The following is a 16,625-nucleotide window of genomic DNA, read 5'->3' on the forward strand; positions in this document are numbered from 1 at the left end:
CGGAATTATTACCTGAAGATAAAGTAGATGCTGTCGAAAAACTCTTACGTCAATCGGGTAAAAAGAGTAAAGTTGCTTTTGTTGGGGATGGAATTAATGATGCACCCGTAATAGCGATGGCAGATGTTGGAATGGCAATGGGTGGACTTGGTTCAGATGCAGCGATTGAAACAGCCGATGTGGTACTGATGACCGATGCTCCTTCTAAAGTAGCAGAAGCAATCCAAATTGCTAAGAAAACTCGCCGTGTCGTGATCCAGAATATTGCTTTTGCTATGGGGATTAAAGCTTTGTTTATCGTCTTGGGTGTATTCGGTGTAGCAACCTTATGGGAAGCGGTTTTTGCTGATGTTGGAGTGGCTTTACTAGCGATTCTCAATGCTTCTCGTGTTTTGCGTTAATGACTAATCTTGGAGAATGAATTAATGAAACTTGGCTATTTAATCGTTTTTGTATCGCTTTTATTGTCTTCTTTAGCTTTCTCTACTGATGCAGTCGCTCAAAGTGTTTGGGATAAAGAAACTGAGTTATATTCCGAGCCATTGAATATTACAGTCTATAGCAGTCCATCTTGTAACTGTTGTGAAGGTTGGATGAAACACCTAACTAAGCATGGTTTTCAAATCAAATCAGTTAAAACAGAAGAAATGGAAGCAATTAAACAAAAATACAATTTGCCCTCTAAACTAGCTTCTTGTCATACAGCGATTATTAACGGATATGTCATTGAAGGCCATGTACCTGCCGATGATATTAAACGTTTTTTAAAACAAAAACCCAATTTACTAGGTTTATCTGTACCCGAAATGCCAATCGGAACACCTGGAATGGATACAGGCAATCAAAAAGAACCTTTTGAAGTGGTTTCTTTTTCAAAAACAGGTACATCGACCACTTTTCGTCAATATAAATCTTATTAAATCAGGAAAATCATGATGAGGAAAAAACGTTCTCTTCCTTGGATTCAGCGTTGGTCACGTCCAATTATGGCAGGAATTGCCACTATTGGAGCAGTAGGAACAGCTTATTTAACCTTCGTCAAATTAACTCAAGGTACAGCAGCTTGTCCTACTGGTGGCTGTGATGTGGTGCTTTCAAGTCCCTATGCTACCGTTTTTGGTCTGCCCCTAACTTTGTTTGGATTTTTAGGCTACTTTAGCATGATTGTCTTTGCTGTAGCACCTTTATTCTTCAATACATTAGAACAAAAGAGACTGCATACTCGCCTAGACCAATGGACACGACTGCTGCTGTTTATGGGAGGAACAGCGATGATGGTTTTTAGTGGATATCTAATGTATCTACTTTTTGCCGTCATTAAAGCAGCTTGTCTATACTGTATTGTCTCAGCTTTGTTGTCTACGAGTCTTTTTGTTCTGTCAATTATCGGATTTGACTGGGAGGAGATTGGACAACTTTTATTTACAGGGATTATCGTGGCAACGGTAGTTTTAGTCGGCACCTTGGGAATGTATGCCTCGATTAATAATCCTCGTGCGGAAACGACTCCAGGTGGCTACAACATTACAACGGCCTCCAGCCAAGCTGAAATTTCTCTAGCACAGCATCTCAAACAGGTGGGTGCAAAGATGTATGGTGCTTTTTGGTGTCCTCATTGTCATGATCAGAAACAATTATTCGGTCAAGAAGCCGTTGCACAATTAAATTACATTGAGTGCGATCCTAAAGGAAAAAATCCACGTCCCGACCTTTGCCAGGCGGCTAAGATACAAGGTTTTCCAAGCTGGGAAATCAAAGGAAAATTCTATCAAGGTACACAAAGCTTAAAACAATTAGCTGATGTGTCGGGTTATCAAGGCGATCGTAACTTTAAGAATGTTCTTACTCCCAAATAGTAGTTTCTTTCATGCAACATGATCAGAGCGTTCTTCCAAAAACGCAACAACTTCAACTGCTCTGGCTAATTCTAGGATTGCGATTTCTCCTGTTTTGGGTTGAATTGTCAATCGGCTTAATGGGTCATAGTATATCCTTACTAGCCAATGCAGGACATTTATTTTTAGATCTTGTAACTTTGGGCTTAACTGTATTGTCTGTCTATCTTGTCCAGCGTCAAACTAATTTGAATTATCAAAAAATTTCGGCTTGGATCGGATTACTCAATGGGATCATTTTGTGTGCGATCGCTTTTTTTCTAGTTACAGAATCAGTAGAGCATCTGCAAACCCCCGAAAGAGTTTCAGGAGTGCCGATGCTCATCGGAGCTTTTCTGAGCTTGTCGGTTAATGGATGGTGTACATATAGGCTTCACCAAGACAGCCATAATGACTTGAATGTACGAGGCGTTTTTCTACATGGAATGGCTGATGCAGCTAGTTCAATCAGTGTCATGGTAGCGGCTGCTTCGGTTCACTTTTTCAATTGGTTTTGGGCTGATGCAGTCGGAAGTTTAATCGTTGCCGTACTCATTGGCTTGAGTGCGCTATTTCTTGTCAAAGATAGTTGGTTAATCCTAGTATTTAGCTCAACAAAAATTGAAGGCTTCCAACATCATACCGAATAAAATAAAAATCCATCAGACATTAATTCTAAAATAGAACAACCCTGGTCAAGTTTTGATAAAGCCTTAACTAATTCACAAGATCTTGTCATCTTTTCTAGAATTAAATTAACCCGTCTCTCCGTTATGGAAAAGGTGGAATGATGAAATTTAATCAAAAAGCACTCATTTTCTTGGGTTTGACCACTATTTTAAGTGGAATAGGACTTGGTTTATTTGTCTCGCCTTCCGAATCGCGTTCTGCTCAAGAACTTCCAGCGTCTACTCTTCATACGGCTCAAGATTTCTTCAACCGAGGCTTAGAAAAATACAATACAGGCGATTATACAGGAGCGATTGAGAGTTACACTAAGGTCTTACAAATTGATCCTAACTATATGGAGGCTTATTGTAACCGAGGATATATTAAAACGATACTCGGAGATCTCAACGGAGCGATCTCTGATTTCAATCATGCTTTGCAAATCGATCCTAAACATACTGATGCTTACAACCGACTTGGAAATGCTCATGCTAATCTCGGACAGTTAACAGCAGCCCTTGAAGATTTTGACCAAGCGGTACGGCTCGATCCTAAATTCGCCGATGCTTACTACAATCGTGGTCTAACTCGTTTCAATCTAAAAGATAGTCAAGGTGCGATCGCTGACTATACTCAAGCCCTAAAACTGAATCCTAACTTGGCTGAAGCTTACGGCAATCGGGGATTGACTCGAAATGTATTAGGAGATAAATCAGGAGCGTTGGAAGATTTACAGAAAGCGGCTCAACTGTTCCTAAGCCAAGGAAACACAGAAGGCTACCAATATACGCAAGAGTTAATTAAAGAGGTTGAGCAGTAGCTACTCCTGTCTACTGTAATCAATCAGAGATTAAATTTATGCTAATAATATCAATTGATTGAGATGGCGATGAGTACCGATTCAGCCCGCTCCTACATTCTTCTTTCACTTGCCGCCGCCATAATCACTATCGCTCTCAAGTTTGGTGCCTATTGGCTAACTGGGTCAGTTGGGCTACTATCTGATGCCCTAGAGTCTTGTGTTAATTTAATAGCGGCTCTTTTTGCTTTTTGGGCATTGTCCTTTGCTAGTAAACCACCAGATGAAGAACATACTTTTGGACACTCTAAAGCCGAATACTTTTCGAGCGGTTTGGAAAGTGCTTTGATTGTAGTTGCCGCAATTAGTATTTCAATCACGGCTTGGGAGCGATTATTCAATCCTCAGCCCATTGAACAAATTGGATGGGGCTTGGCACTTGCCTTAGTTGCCACAGCGATTAATGGTGTGGTTGCCCAGGTTTTACTTCGAGCAGGACAACGGCTACATTCCATTGCTTTGAGGGCTGATGCTCATCATTTACTAACAGATGTTTGGACATCGGCTGGTGTTGTAATTGGGATCTTTCTCGTCAAGCTAACAGGCTGGTTAGTGCTTGATCCCTTGATTGCCCTGATGGTAGCAGCTAATATCATATGGGCAGGATTTAAACTACTGAGAGAGACAGGTTCAGCACTATTAGATAGTTCTATTCCGCTTGAAGATCGAAAAATCGTTACAGATATTTTGACAACTTATAAACCTCAAGGTATCCTGTTTCATGCACTCAGAACACGGGTAGCGGGGTCACGTCGATTTATCACATTCCATGTATTAGTACCAGGTGATTGGACGGTTCACCAAGGTCATGCCTTATGCGAAGAGATTGAACTTGCCATCATTCAAGTACTACCGAAAACAACTGTCATGACGCATTTAGAGCCAAAAGAAGATCCTATATCTTGGATTGATCAGGAATTAGATCGGACGTGAGCCGATAGAAAAATTTCTATCGGTTGTAGGATGCAATACCAGCGTCTTGGAACTTAATTAATCCTTAATGAGCGACATGACTTAATGTAGCCTGCACCCTATTTATTAGTAGATGCGTATTGAATTGCATTAATAAGCAAGTAGAAATTATGAGAACGATTATGAATGATTTTATTACTGTTTATCTAAGGCTTTCGCTGGTAGGAGTTTTTAATAAAGGGAGTTGAATGGTAAATGTACTGCCTTTACCCACTTCGCTTTTGACTCGAATACTACCACCATAAGTTTCAACAATAGCCCGTGCAATGGATAGCCCCAATCCTGCGTTTCCCGTTTGGCGAGAGCGATCGTTGTTAACTCGATAAAAGCGGTCGAAGACATGAGCTAGATGCTCGGGAGAAATGCCAATTCCTGTATCTCGGACTTCAATGATAGCATACCGCTCCCCACTTTCAAGTACCAAGGTAATGCAACCACTTGAAGATGTGTACTGAATGGCGTTGACTACTAAATTGGAAACCAAACGATAAATCTGATCCTCATCTGCAAAAATATACAATGGCTTGTGCGATTGTATCTCGGCAATGAGCTTTAAATTGACTGCTTCTGCTAAGGCTGAAAACTCTTCTACTAAGTCATTCATTAATTCATTAAGACATAATAATTGCGGATTCGCACTCAACGTATGCTGTTCTAGTCGAGAAAGAAGCAATAAATCCTTAACCAGTTCAAAAAAACGATTAACCTGACGTTCAATTGTTTTAAGGGTATCTCGTGCCTCTAACTCAGTCAAACTGGGCAGTCTTCGAGTAGAATCGAGTGTTGCTAAAATCGCTGTCAGTGGGGTTCGTAGTTCGTGGGCAGCATCTGCTGTAAATCGCTGCATTTGTTGGTAAGAATGGTGAATGGGTCGCATAGCTAGTCCAGCTAACCACCAACTAGAAACACCTATAAAAATGATCGTAGCTGGCAGACCTAACAGAAAAGCGAGTCTTAACGCTGCCAGCCGACTATCGAGTTCTTTAAGCGAACGTCCTACCTGCAAATAGCCCCAAAGCTGATTATCTGAAGTATGTAGTGGTGAAACTATCTGATGAAATCGGTTGCCCTCGGAGTCAACAACAAATTGCCAAGTCTGCGAGCCAATTGTTAATGGTAGATCGACACGAGATCCACTAACAGCAATCAGCTTTCCTGAAGGATCTAAGACTCGAATCGAGTAATCGCTTTGATGGATTTTGTTGAGCATATGGTGATCCGTCCAAAAAGAATGACTGTGTTTGAGATCTGGTTGAGACGGACACGATTCCCCGATTAAACATATGTCTGGTAGGAGTTTTTTCACGAATGGCTCTAGACGACCGGGTTGCTTCAGATACAGTTCGATTCCCGTATTTAACGTTCCTGCAACCGTTTCCAACTCCCGATCAATTGAATCCATATAAGCGCGAATAATAACTTGATAGACTACAATACCAACTAAGCTAAGGAGCAAGCTCATTACCAAAGCATACCATCCCGCCAACTGTAGCCGTGATCGGTTAAATAGTCCCGTCTGCATAGCTTAAATTTAGTCGATATCCCCCTCCTGGAACCGTTTGGATTGTGTCGTCACACCCTAATTCTGCAAGACGGCGACGCAAAAGCCGAACTTGTGCTGCAACAATATTGCTAATACGTTCCGTATCTACTTCATAAAGATAGTTTAGAATCTGATCGCGAGTTACGGCTTGCCGAGGATGCTTCATGAGATATTCCAACAATTGAAATTCCTTTTTGCTCAGTCGAATGCTACGGCATTCATCGTAGTTAGGCTGCCAGTAAACAACCCGATTATCACAATCTAAAAGTAAGTTGCCAACCCGAATCTGTAGCGGCTGAAACTGGGGAGATCGCCGCCGCAGTGAGCGTAGCCTTGCTAATAGTTCTTCCATGCGAAAAGGTTTGACTAGGTAGTCATCGGCTCCTGCGTCTAAGCCCATCACCCGATCTTCCCAACGATCTCTTGCGGTCAGTATCAATATTGGTAGGGAATTATGCTGTTTCCGCAAGCGTTTACACAACTCTAGACCTGTCAGTCCTGGCAACATCCAATCAAAAATTGCCAGTGTATACTGAGCTAACTGATTTTCTAGATAGTTCAAGGCGGCAGTTCCATCTTGAACCCAGTCTACAATGTATTTCTCTTGGTTCAAGGTTCGTTGGATTGCCACTCCTAAATCTAATTCATCTTCAACAAGGAGAACTTTCATACAGATTGCTTGCTTAGTGAACTATATTCCATCTATATCCTCCTAACCAGGATTGATAGAACTCTTACTTCTAGGATGACAGGTACTTATGAAATTAGAGTGAAATTTCAGGGCGAGTGCAACAAAACAAATAGTAATACATCGTTTTGAACAATGTCAGGAGAGATGTTTGTCTGACAAGACTCTAACAATTGTTTCCAGATTTGTTCTAGCGTTTTAGTCTACAGATTCCCCATAAACCCACTAGAGCAATTCCAGCAATTCCACTCGGTTCTGGAACGGTGGCCGTATTATCGGTAACTCGTAAACGCCCGAACACTCCATCCTCCTCATCTTCTGGCCCTGCGGCAAAATAGAGCGAGTCGGCATCGCCTAGACTAGCACCATTGCCAAACAACAAACCCCAAATGCCAGGAATAGAAATTGGTTGACCAGATGGATCGCGTAGGTAGTCGATCGCACGATAGGTATTTGGATCGAAAGCAACGATCGTCCCATCGCCAAAATTAGAGACAAGCAGTGTATTGGAAAAAGCTCCAAAATTACTAGGCGCAAAAGCGACTCCCCAAGGAGAGTTCAGCAGTCCTCGATCATCCCAAGTCCGAATGAGATTACCAGCCAGATCGAATTCTGCCAGTCGTCCATTCCCCGGCCCTGACTCTTCTTCACCCGCTAACACTTGACCTGGATTATTCGGATCTTCCTGGCTTTTAGCATAAGGAACAAAAGCTGTCTCCAATCCTCCTGAGTTGGTTAAGGTCTGAATATTAAACGGAGTAAAGTCTCCTGGATTAAAACCATCTGCACCCGCAAAGGGATTCGTAAACCCAGATGAAATAGTAATATCGTTGAAAGCTCCATCAAACACCTGGATGCCTGGATTGATTCCAAAATCAGCCGCATATAAGCGATCGCCCAACGTTGTTATTCCCAATCCAAAATACTGACTTCCCTGAGACGAGCGATCAATCACCGCTAGTGCTTCACTAGGACGATCAAATGTTCCGTCGGGATTTTTTCGTTCCGTCCAGCCAGAAATGACTCCATTATCGGTAGCGAAAAGGAACTTGCTTGGCCCTGTAATGGCTCCATTGGGGTGATTTTGGGTAATTGCAAAGTTGTTCGAGCCATTAAATACAACACCAGTCGGTGTCCCCTTTGTCCCGTTCGGCCCTGGTACAGTAACGATCTGAAGATCATCTTGGTACAGAGGAACTCCATTCACGTCACCAACGTACTCGTATGAGATTCCAGAGCCATTACCTGTTACCCAAAAATGACCGCCTAATCCCGCAGGTCGAATTGCAATTCCCCAGGCGTTGACAAAGGTCGGATCTAAAATCAGAGGATTATATTCTGATTTGTTCGCCACTAGATTTGTTTGAACATAAGAGTTGGGTGAAAGAGAAGTAGCTAGGCCCCTTTCAGGCACTCCTAACGCCAACAAGCTTGATACAGCAAGCAATAGAGCAGTACGATAACCCTGTATTTTCAACTTCTCATCTCTCCTTATAAAGTGAACTATGCTTTGTTAGATCGAGCCATCTTTTTTGATTATTGATTTTAGAATCAATAAAGATTTGAAAAAGTATGAGCGATGCTTGAGCAATTTTGTCTCCAACAGATCCAAAGACTCAAACCGCTTCACAAGATAAGTCACATTTAGCTTTAGCCCTCCCTATCCATCACAAATCTCTAGAAAGCTGTGTAGTAGAAAGTTTTTATTTATACATTGACTTATTGAGATTCTTTTTTAATAGCATTGCAGACTCGGATGAAAATAGAATGAAAATTTATAATTTGACAATAGTGCGCTAGAAATTTCTTGTTTAGGTGGCGTTCAGTTGAGACTCATCTAAATAAGAGCGACAAAAATCTTTACATAAAGCGTAGCGAGGCGAGAGAGTGGATTTAAAAACTTTGTGTGCCATGATATGTTGGAAGCTCATGTACAAATTGTAAAAAAAGACTAGCCACAAAACTTTCACCATACTTTCATTCTTGTGTGGAACACTAAGAGTTAAGTGTGGTTTTGGCAATGCTAAAGCTTTTGAAGTAGTCATGACCGCTTCCGCAAAAATCATCCATAGACACTATGCCTCAACGTTCTGATTTTCTCCCAACTACTTACTGGAAAAGATCCCGCCAAAAGAAATCTCAACAGATACATCAGGAACGTATTTCAGGTGTCTGCTTGAGTCTGCTACTGTTGACTGCTGCGCCCGCTATTGCTGGGGGTGGACATGGGCATGGAGGAGAAGCATTTAGCAGTGGTGATCCTAGTGAGGCTAAACCCATTGAACTTGATGCTAATGATGCAGCACAAATTGGGATTGAAGCGGAGCCAGTTATTAGAAAATCACTCGCATTCGGTATCCCAACGACGGGACAGATTGAAACATCTCCTGATCGCAAAGCCGCAGTAACTACTCCCGTCACTGGCACCGTAATTAAATTTTTTGTCAAACCTGGGGATTTAGTTAAGATAGGACAGCCAGTTGCTATCCTATTAAGTCCAGAATTAGCAAGTTTGCGAACTGAGTCACTAACCAATCGTGCGGAGGCAGAAGCGGACTTGCAGAAAGCTCAGGCGGCATTACAACGAGCGCAACAAAACTATCAGCGACAAACCCAAATTGCTGATGCCGAAATTGAGCAAGTCAAAGTTGTCCTGAATTTTGCACAGGAAAGATATGACAAAGACAGAGAATTACTGGCAAAGGGCGTGATTCCTAGACGACAATTGCTAGATTCTGAGGAAAAACTCGCAGAGGCTAAAGCGACTTTGGCCAGAACTCAAAGCCGTTTGCAAATCTTAGAAGCCCAAGAACAATTAAAAAGCACCCAGTCAGATGTTAAAGTTGCTCAATCTCGTCTGCAACTTAGCGATGTTAACTATAGAACGCGATTGCGACAATTGGGATCTGATGCTAATTCTGATGGAACAGTTACGATTCGCGCACCAATTTCTGGAAGGGTTGTTGATCGAGAAGCCTCTGTGGGAGAGTCAGCAAGCGATCCAGGAAAGCCATTAATGACTATTGTAAATGACAGTATTGTGCTGGCAACAGCCAACGTCTACGAAAAAGATCTCGCTCAAATCGAGATCGGTCAGCCTGTCCGTGTCACAGTGTCCAGTTTACCAAATCGGATCTTTAACGGGCGTGTAACACTTGTAGGTTCATTAGTACAAGGGCAAAGCCGTTCCCTGCCAGTCAAAGCGGAACTGGAGAACCCCGACGGAATCTTGAAGCCAGGAATGTTTGCCAAGATGGAAATCGTTACAGATCGATCCTACGCTTCTGCTTTGGCAGTTCCCAAATCAGCCATCATCGATGCCAATGGAAAAACTCTAGTGTTTCATCAAGAAGAAGGCAATATCTACGAGCCAGTCGAGGTAAAATTGGGTCGGTCTGTCGGCAATCTCGTGGAAGTAAAAAGTGGTGTAGAAGATGGCGATCGCGTAGTCACTCAAGGAACAACATTGCTTTATGCTCAGGCACTTAAAGGCGGTAACCTGAAGGAAGAAGAAAATCATAGCGACGAGCAATCTGAGGGAGAGAAAGAAGCTAGTATTGCCAAGGGAGGGTTACCGCTTCCCTGGTGGTTAGCCATACCTAGTATAGGAGCAGTTGCAGGGGGGATGTTCTGGCTGGGTCGCCGTAGCAAGCCACCAATTATCCTGCGGGATTCAAAATACACAGACCCCGATTATAAACCAGACTTTAAATAGCTCGCTTGAAGCACGGATGCGATCGTCTCTTTCTTTAACCTGTCAGCACTATGATTACCTACACCCTCAAAATCCTTCAAGATACGTTTCTCAAACGAAAATTATCAACGCTAGAAACTTTACCAGAGAAGGAGAAGTATTTAGTCAAAGAAGGAATGGAGTTCTCGATCCATTCTTATCTACAAGTAGTGGATCATCTGCGATTTACCCTAGAGCATCAGGCGGTCGACGATTGTAGCATCTGGTATGTCAATTTAGATGACATCCAATTGCTCAAGGATGGGCAGATCGTGCAAACCTTAGAACATCCATCTCAACGTGGACATGGAACCTCAGAACTCTGCCGCCGCCCTCCGTTTATTTGGGATGCGTCCCCCAATTTTTCTAGCCGCAATGGGATACCCATTCGCCGAATTATCTTGCACTGTACGGCAACCAATTCCCTAGCAACGGTGTTGAATTGGTTTCGCCATCCTGAAAGTCAGGTAAGTACCCATTACGTTGTAGCACGAGACGGAAAAATTTATCAAATGGTGCGCGATAGTGAAAAAGCATGGCACGCTTACGGTGAAAATGCTGATTCTATTGGGATTGAACACGTTGCTGACGTTCACGAACATCTCTCACCGCAGCAAGAACATTCTACGATCGCCCTGATTCGTTGGCTCATGGCAGAGTACCGCATTCCCCCCTATGCGATCGCTGGACATCGCTTTTCGCCCAGCCATCAAGGGGATATCACCTGTCCCCATCATCTGTTTGGTGACGAAACAGAAGAAGCATTAAGGAAATGGATTACCAAGAATTTGCTTTAGTTTAGATCGTTGTTAACCCCGCTTTTTTATTTTTAGCTTTATGAACTCTCTCCTAAAATGGTCGATCAACCAACGTTGGATTGTTGTTATTGCTTCTGTATTGATTACAATTTGGGGCATCTTTGTGGTCATGCAAATGCCACTAGATGTGATTCCTAACTTTGCGCCGCCCCAGGTACAGATTCAGACAGAAGCTCCTGGACTGGCTCCAGAAGAAATCGAATCGCTAGTTACGCTGCCGATTGAAACGGCAATTAACGGGACTCCTGGTGTGACATCGGTTCGTTCGTCCTCGGCGGTTGGGCTTTCGGTCGTCAATGTTGTTTTTGACTGGACGACCGACATTTACCGCGCCCGACAACTCGTCACAGAAAGGGTACAGCAAGTCCAAGGCAAACTTCCAGCAGGCGTTGAACAGCCAGAGCTAACCCCCATCAATTCCCCACTAGGCGATATCGTCCGCTATGCCTTCACAGCAGAAACGACCTCAATGATGGAGCTAAAGCAGATCGTTAACTGGCAGGTCAGAAACCGAATACTGGCAATTCCTGGTGTCAGTCAGATTACCCTGTTCGGTGGGGACGATCGTCAGTATCAAGTATTGGTCGATCCAGTAAAGTTACAAGCTTTTGATGTTACCCTAGAGCAGGTGACCGAAGCCGCCGCTAATTCCAATGCCAACGCCCCTGGAGGATTTTTAATCAACCCCGACCAAGAAATATTGACTCGTGGGGTAGGGCGGATTACTTCCCTAGAAGATCTGCAAAAGTCGGTGATTACTCAACGCAATGGTACCCCTATCAGACTCAGCGATGTTGCCGAGATCGTCTATGGAGCCGAAGTGAAGCGGGGCGATGGACAGTTAGATGGTAAGCCTGCTGTAGTGATGACGGTTAAGAAGCAGCCGTTAGCGGACACGGTGCGAGTGACAGAAGCGGTCGAGAAAGCAATTGAAGAGTTAAAGGCAAGCTTCCCCAAAGATGTTAAGGTCACTGAAACCTTTCGGCAAGCGGAATTTATCGAAGCCTCAGTGAAAAACGTAGAAGAAGCATTGCGGGACGGTGCGATCATCGTTGCGGTGGTGCTGATTCTGTTTCTGATGAATTGGCGTACTATTATTATTTCCCTGAGTGCCATGCCTATTTCATTGTTAGGGGGTTTGATGCTCCTCAGTTGGTTAGGAGAAGGTATTAATACCATGACGCTGGGGGGCTTAGTGGTGGCCATCGGTTCTGTGGTGGATGATGCGATCGTTGGCATGGAAAATGTCTACCGTCGCCTGCGGGAGAACCAATTGGAAGGTTACCCAGTGCCGCCGCTCCAAATCGTGTTTAGTGCTTCGCTAGAAGTCAGGGTAAGTGTATTATTTTCCACCGTGATTATTGCCGTCGTGTTTGCTCCAGTGTTTGCCCTATCTGGGGTAGAAGGCCGTATTTTTACGCCGATGGGTCTTACTTACCTGTTGTCCATCTTCGTCTCTACCATTGTTGCTGTTACTCTTACCCCTGCTTTATGCGCTTTGCTGCTTGTAAACCGTCGTCTGCCTGGCGAGGAGACCTGGATTGCCCGTTTTTCTGAGCAAGTCTACCGACCCGTTTTAAGATTTGCTCTGGTGCGTCCGAAAATTGTTGTTTTATCGGCTTTAGCTGCTCTGGTTGCCTCTCTCATTGTTTTGGGAGGAATGGGGCGTATTTTCTTGCCAGAATTCCAAGAACGATCGCTAGTTATTGCCCTAAACTTAGCTCCTGGTGTTTCCCTGCAAACCACAGGGCGAGTTGGAGCCGCCCTAGCCAAAAATCTGGAGGAGGACTCTCGGTATGAAATTGTACAAATGCGATCTGGTCGAGCTAGTGGTGATATTGAAACTTGGGGTGTTAACTTTGCAGAAGTGGATATAGAACTGAGTAAAGAAGCCGCAAAGGATATTGAACGATCAGAGGAAGGCATTCGGGAAGCCAGCAACAAATTTCCTGGTGTCGTGGTAAGTGTTGGTGGTTTTATTTCTCATCGGATTGATGAGGTGCTTTCTGGAGTACGGTCTGGAATTGCCGTCAAAATCTATGGTTCAGATCTCGATCAACTGCGATCGCTAGGGCAACAGGTACAAACGGCGATGGGTAGGGTTGATGGAGTTGTAGACTTACAACTAGAACAGCAAATTCCAATTAAGCAGGTACAAATCAAAATTGACCGCGATGCAGCGTCCCGCTACGGATTAACGATTGGAGAACTCTCTGAAACAATTGAAACTGCTCTTAATGGTAAAACTGTTTCTCAAATCCTCGATCAACAACAGGTGTTTGACCTGTTCGTTTGGCTCACTCCTGATGCCCGTCAGGATCTCGATACTATTCGCAATTTGCTGATCGATACACCAGAAAATGGCAAAATACCCTTAGCACAGGTGGCTCAGGTAGACTATGGCACTGGGCCTAACACCATTAATAGGGAAAACGTTTCTCGTTTGATTTTGGTATCTGCCAACTCATCAGGACGAGATCTTGGCTCGGTTATTCAAGACATTCGCACCCGCATTCAACAAGAGGTGCAATTGCCACCTGGATATTTTCTCGAATATGGGGGTCAGTTTGAAGCGGAAGCTCGTGCTAGTCAAACGCTGATAGTCTTTGGATTACTTGCACTGGTTATCATTGCTATCTTAATGTATTTCGCAGTCAAATCGATCGGCGCAACTTTGATGATTCTAATTAACCTGCCCTTAGCGTTGGTCGGTGGTATTTTTTCGTTAGCAGTCACAGGGGGCGTTTTATCAATTGCTTCTCTGGTCGGATTCATCACACTGTTTGGCATTGCAGCCCGAAATGGGTTATTGCTAGTAGATAATTACAACCAGAAACTGGCAACTGGAATGCCGTTGAAAGATGTGTTATTTGAAGGTTCTCAAGAGCGTTTGGTTGCCATTTTGATGACTGCCTTTAGCTCTGCTTTGGGAATGTTTCCCCTAACTATCGGTAGCGGTGCAGGAAAGGAAATGCTGCAACCTCTAGCGATCGTTGTTCTGGGTGGTCTGTTTACTTCTACTGTCCTGACGCTGATTGTGCTTCCAGCACTCTATGCCTGGTTTGGTCGCTTCCTGATACCCAAACAGAAAGATTCGGAACTTCATTTATCCGATCTCGGTGGGGGTGAAGTGGCTCCCTAAATTACTGATCTCAAACAAAATCATGACCCATAATCACAGTCACGAATCCGTTAACTATAACCGTGCGTTTACTATTAGTGTTGCTCTCAACACCACTTTTGTCGTCATTGAGGTAGTTTATGGAATACTAGCCAATTCTCTAGCTCTGCTGGCTGATGCTGGACACAACCTAAGTGATGTGATGGGCTTGCTGCTTGCATGGGGAGCAAGTTTGCTGGTTCGCCGTCTTCCTACAGCACGACGTACATTTGGACTACGACGCTCATCTATTCTAGCAACACTTTTAAATGCCAGTTTTCTTCTGGTTGTATCTGGAGGCATTGGATGGGAAGCTATCCTGCGATTTCGTGAACCGACACCCGTTGCTGGAATGACGGTAATTGTTGTGGCAGCGATCGGGATTGCCATTAATACAGGCAGCGCATTAATGTTTTTATCGGGTCGCAAACGGGATCTAAATCTTCAAGGCGCATTTTTGCATCTGGTTGCTGATGCTGCTGTATCGGCTGGGGTGGTTCTGGCAGGGATTGCGATCGTTTTAACTGATCAACTTTGGTTCGATCCGGCTGTCAGTTTGATTGTCAGCTTGGTGATTATTGTTGGAACCTGGCGACTGTTTCGACAATCCCTCAATCTAGTGATGGATGCGGTTCCTGAAGGAATTGAACCGTTAGCTGTTCGCACTTATCTGGCTGAACTATCTGGTGTGGCTGAAGTTCATGACTTACACATTTGGGCAATAAGTACCACCGAAACTGCGTTGATGGCTCATTTAGTCATGCCTAATGGTCATCTTGGTGATGCTTTTCTAGCACAAGTCGTTCAGGAACTACATGACCGATTTAGTATTGAGCATACGACACTTCAAATTGAAACAGGTGATCCAAAGTATCCCTGTCCCCAAGCTCCAGAACACCTTGTATGAAGGAGATAAAATACCTTTAAGTATTTAGAAATTTCATGACCTCAATCAATTTTTGCTTTCTACTATAGCCAACTTCCATAAAATGAATAATTTGAATAAGCTTCAGCCTGTTAGCACAATTTTAGAAATTCACATAATTTTTTAAAATTTCACCTTACTTTCATTTTGTTTTTCTATAATAAAAATCAACAATTGTAAAACTTCAGTTACGTTCAAAAAACACAAAGATTAATTTTATTCCTATGCCTTTAGGATTTATAATTTCATTTTCTATTACTCTGATAGGAACCTATTTTTGTCTAAAGCTTTCTGAAGAAGTTCCTCAGTTACTGACTTTAACAGTTACCCTTGTCAATTTTTTCTTAAGTCTCGTATTTGCTCCTTGGTGGCTTCAACTATTAATTATAATATCTATTTTATTTAGCAAACGTACTAGATTTTTGTAAAACAAGTAGTATAAAAAATGATGTGGTTTATTTCTAATCGCTCAATTAACATAATTTTTTTTGGCTTAGTAAAGCCGTGAATGCTTGACTTGCTTCATAAAGAATTTTAAAGATAATCAAGTGTAGCTATAAGTATTATAAAAAAAATCTCGAAGAACTAAAAATTTCATCTTACTTTCATAGCTGGCTGTTAAGTTAATAAATTGAAGGAGAATCTGACAGAGATCATTCTTAAAATAATTTAATGACAGGAGAAATTTAGATGTCGAGAATGTTTATCCAAATTACAGCCATAATTTTAGCAATTGCAACTTTAAGCCCTGCTGCCGAGGGAAATCAGCATTCAAAGATTACCACCTATCCTTCTATCGTGGGTGCTGTGCAATTCCCAAAAAGAAAGATGTCATTTGTCAGACACAGTATTAAAATACAAATTCCAGAAAATGCTCAAGCCATCTCACAACTAAAAATTAATGTGCCTTCAGGCTTGAAGGTTGAAAATGACATTACTATTCATGATGAATCAAAAGAAAAAATTGCTGCTAATATATTAGTTAATGAAAGTACAATAATTATTGATTTCCCTCAACCACCCAAGCCTCAAAGCCGATTGGAAATTGATATGAATCGAGTTAAAATGACAGGTGCTTCTAATGTTTTTACCTACAGAGTTTTCGCAAAATTCGTTGGAATCGAATCAGAATTAAATCTTGGAATTGCCGAAATTCGTACCTCTCGATAGATACCAACTTATCTCCACACATATATTTCCCTTTAACACTGGACAAGTCAACACTTATGACTAAAAAATTAGCTTGCTCTACTTTCCTCGATAGATAATTTATGCAATTTTTTCGAGCTTTTCTCATAATGAGTGTTAGCCTAGCCATTAACTTAAGTACATTTGAACCCATGTTTGCTCAAACAGAGCCCACTCCTTCTATTGACTCTAATGA

14 protein-coding genes are annotated in these 16,625 nt (G+C 42.7%); 11 read left to right on the plus strand and 3 right to left on the minus strand.

Translation table 11 applies throughout. From position 1 onward, the window contains the following. From CFPU101_RS07970 to CFPU101_RS07995, 6 genes are all read left to right on the plus strand, one after another. Window positions 1-401: HAD hydrolase family protein (locus CFPU101_RS07970; protein ID WP_206814821.1), on the plus strand; the 401-nt coding region annotated here is incomplete at its 5' end. Between the two features lie 24 nt (window positions 402-425). Further along, window positions 426-920 (plus strand): DUF411 domain-containing protein, encoded by a 495-nt coding sequence (locus tag CFPU101_RS07975; protein ID WP_206814823.1) that lies wholly within the window; start codon window positions 426-428, stop codon window positions 918-920. 15 nt (window positions 921-935) lie between these two features. Beyond that, entirely contained in the window at window positions 936-1,856 is a 921-nt protein-coding gene (locus CFPU101_RS07980; RefSeq protein WP_206814980.1) for a vitamin K epoxide reductase family protein, read from the plus strand. 11 nt (window positions 1,857-1,867) lie between these two features. Further along, entirely contained in the window at window positions 1,868-2,524 is a 657-nt protein-coding gene (locus CFPU101_RS07985; RefSeq protein WP_206814824.1) for a cation diffusion facilitator family transporter, read from the plus strand. Window positions 2,525-2,661: 137 nt separating this feature from the next. Then, window positions 2,662-3,363 carry a tetratricopeptide repeat protein gene (locus tag CFPU101_RS07990; RefSeq protein WP_206814828.1) on the plus strand — a complete coding sequence of 234 codons (702 nt, stop codon included), beginning with the start codon at window positions 2,662-2,664 and terminating at the stop codon, window positions 3,361-3,363. A gap of 69 nt (window positions 3,364-3,432) precedes the next feature. After that, window positions 3,433-4,335 carry a cation diffusion facilitator family transporter gene (locus tag CFPU101_RS07995; protein ID WP_206814829.1) on the plus strand — a complete coding sequence of 301 codons (903 nt, stop codon included), beginning with the start codon at window positions 3,433-3,435 and terminating at the stop codon, window positions 4,333-4,335. Between the two features lie 181 nt (window positions 4,336-4,516). Here CFPU101_RS07995 and rppB read toward each other — a convergent pair whose 3' ends face one another. From rppB to CFPU101_RS08010, 3 genes are all read right to left on the minus strand, one after another. Then, entirely contained in the window at window positions 4,517-5,896 is a 1,380-nt protein-coding gene (rppB, locus tag CFPU101_RS08000) for a two-component system sensor histidine kinase RppB (protein WP_206814830.1), read from the minus strand. Then, entirely contained in the window at window positions 5,877-6,587 is a 711-nt protein-coding gene (gene rppA / locus CFPU101_RS08005) for a two-component system response regulator RppA (protein ID WP_206814832.1), read from the minus strand. The genes rppB and rppA overlap by 20 nt, the downstream gene beginning before the upstream one ends. 208 nt (window positions 6,588-6,795) lie before the next feature. Continuing rightward, complete coding sequence (locus CFPU101_RS08010; RefSeq protein WP_206814833.1) at window positions 6,796-8,082, minus strand: TIGR03118 family protein; 1,287 nt, start codon at window positions 8,080-8,082, stop codon at window positions 6,796-6,798. Window positions 8,083-8,682: 600 nt separating this feature from the next. Between CFPU101_RS08010 and CFPU101_RS08015 the strand changes: the two genes are divergently transcribed. From CFPU101_RS08015 to CFPU101_RS08035, 5 genes are all read left to right on the plus strand, one after another. Next, window positions 8,683-10,320 (plus strand): efflux RND transporter periplasmic adaptor subunit, encoded by a 1,638-nt coding sequence (locus CFPU101_RS08015; RefSeq protein WP_206814834.1) that lies wholly within the window; start codon window positions 8,683-8,685, stop codon window positions 10,318-10,320. Window positions 10,321-10,370: 50 nt separating this feature from the next. Beyond that, window positions 10,371-11,135: an N-acetylmuramoyl-L-alanine amidase gene (locus CFPU101_RS08020; RefSeq protein ID WP_206814835.1), complete on the plus strand. Its 765-nt coding sequence runs from the start codon at window positions 10,371-10,373 to the stop codon at window positions 11,133-11,135. A gap of 40 nt (window positions 11,136-11,175) precedes the next feature. Continuing rightward, the gene (locus CFPU101_RS08025) at window positions 11,176-14,298 is read left to right on the plus strand and encodes an efflux RND transporter permease subunit (protein WP_206814836.1); all 3,123 of its coding nucleotides are present in this window, start codon (window positions 11,176-11,178) and stop codon (window positions 14,296-14,298) included. A 22-nt stretch (window positions 14,299-14,320) separates the two neighbouring features. Then, window positions 14,321-15,223 carry a cation diffusion facilitator family transporter gene (locus tag CFPU101_RS08030; protein WP_206814837.1) on the plus strand — a complete coding sequence of 301 codons (903 nt, stop codon included), beginning with the start codon at window positions 14,321-14,323 and terminating at the stop codon, window positions 15,221-15,223. Window positions 15,224-15,931: 708 nt separating this feature from the next. After that, the gene (locus CFPU101_RS08035; protein WP_206814838.1) at window positions 15,932-16,411 is read left to right on the plus strand and encodes a DUF2808 domain-containing protein; all 480 of its coding nucleotides are present in this window, start codon (window positions 15,932-15,934) and stop codon (window positions 16,409-16,411) included. Window positions 16,412-16,625: the final 214 nt, after the last annotated feature.

This window comes from Chroococcus sp. FPU101, from assembly GCF_017312365.1.
GTDB lineage: Bacteria > Cyanobacteriota > Cyanobacteriia > Cyanobacteriales > Microcystaceae > Chroococcus.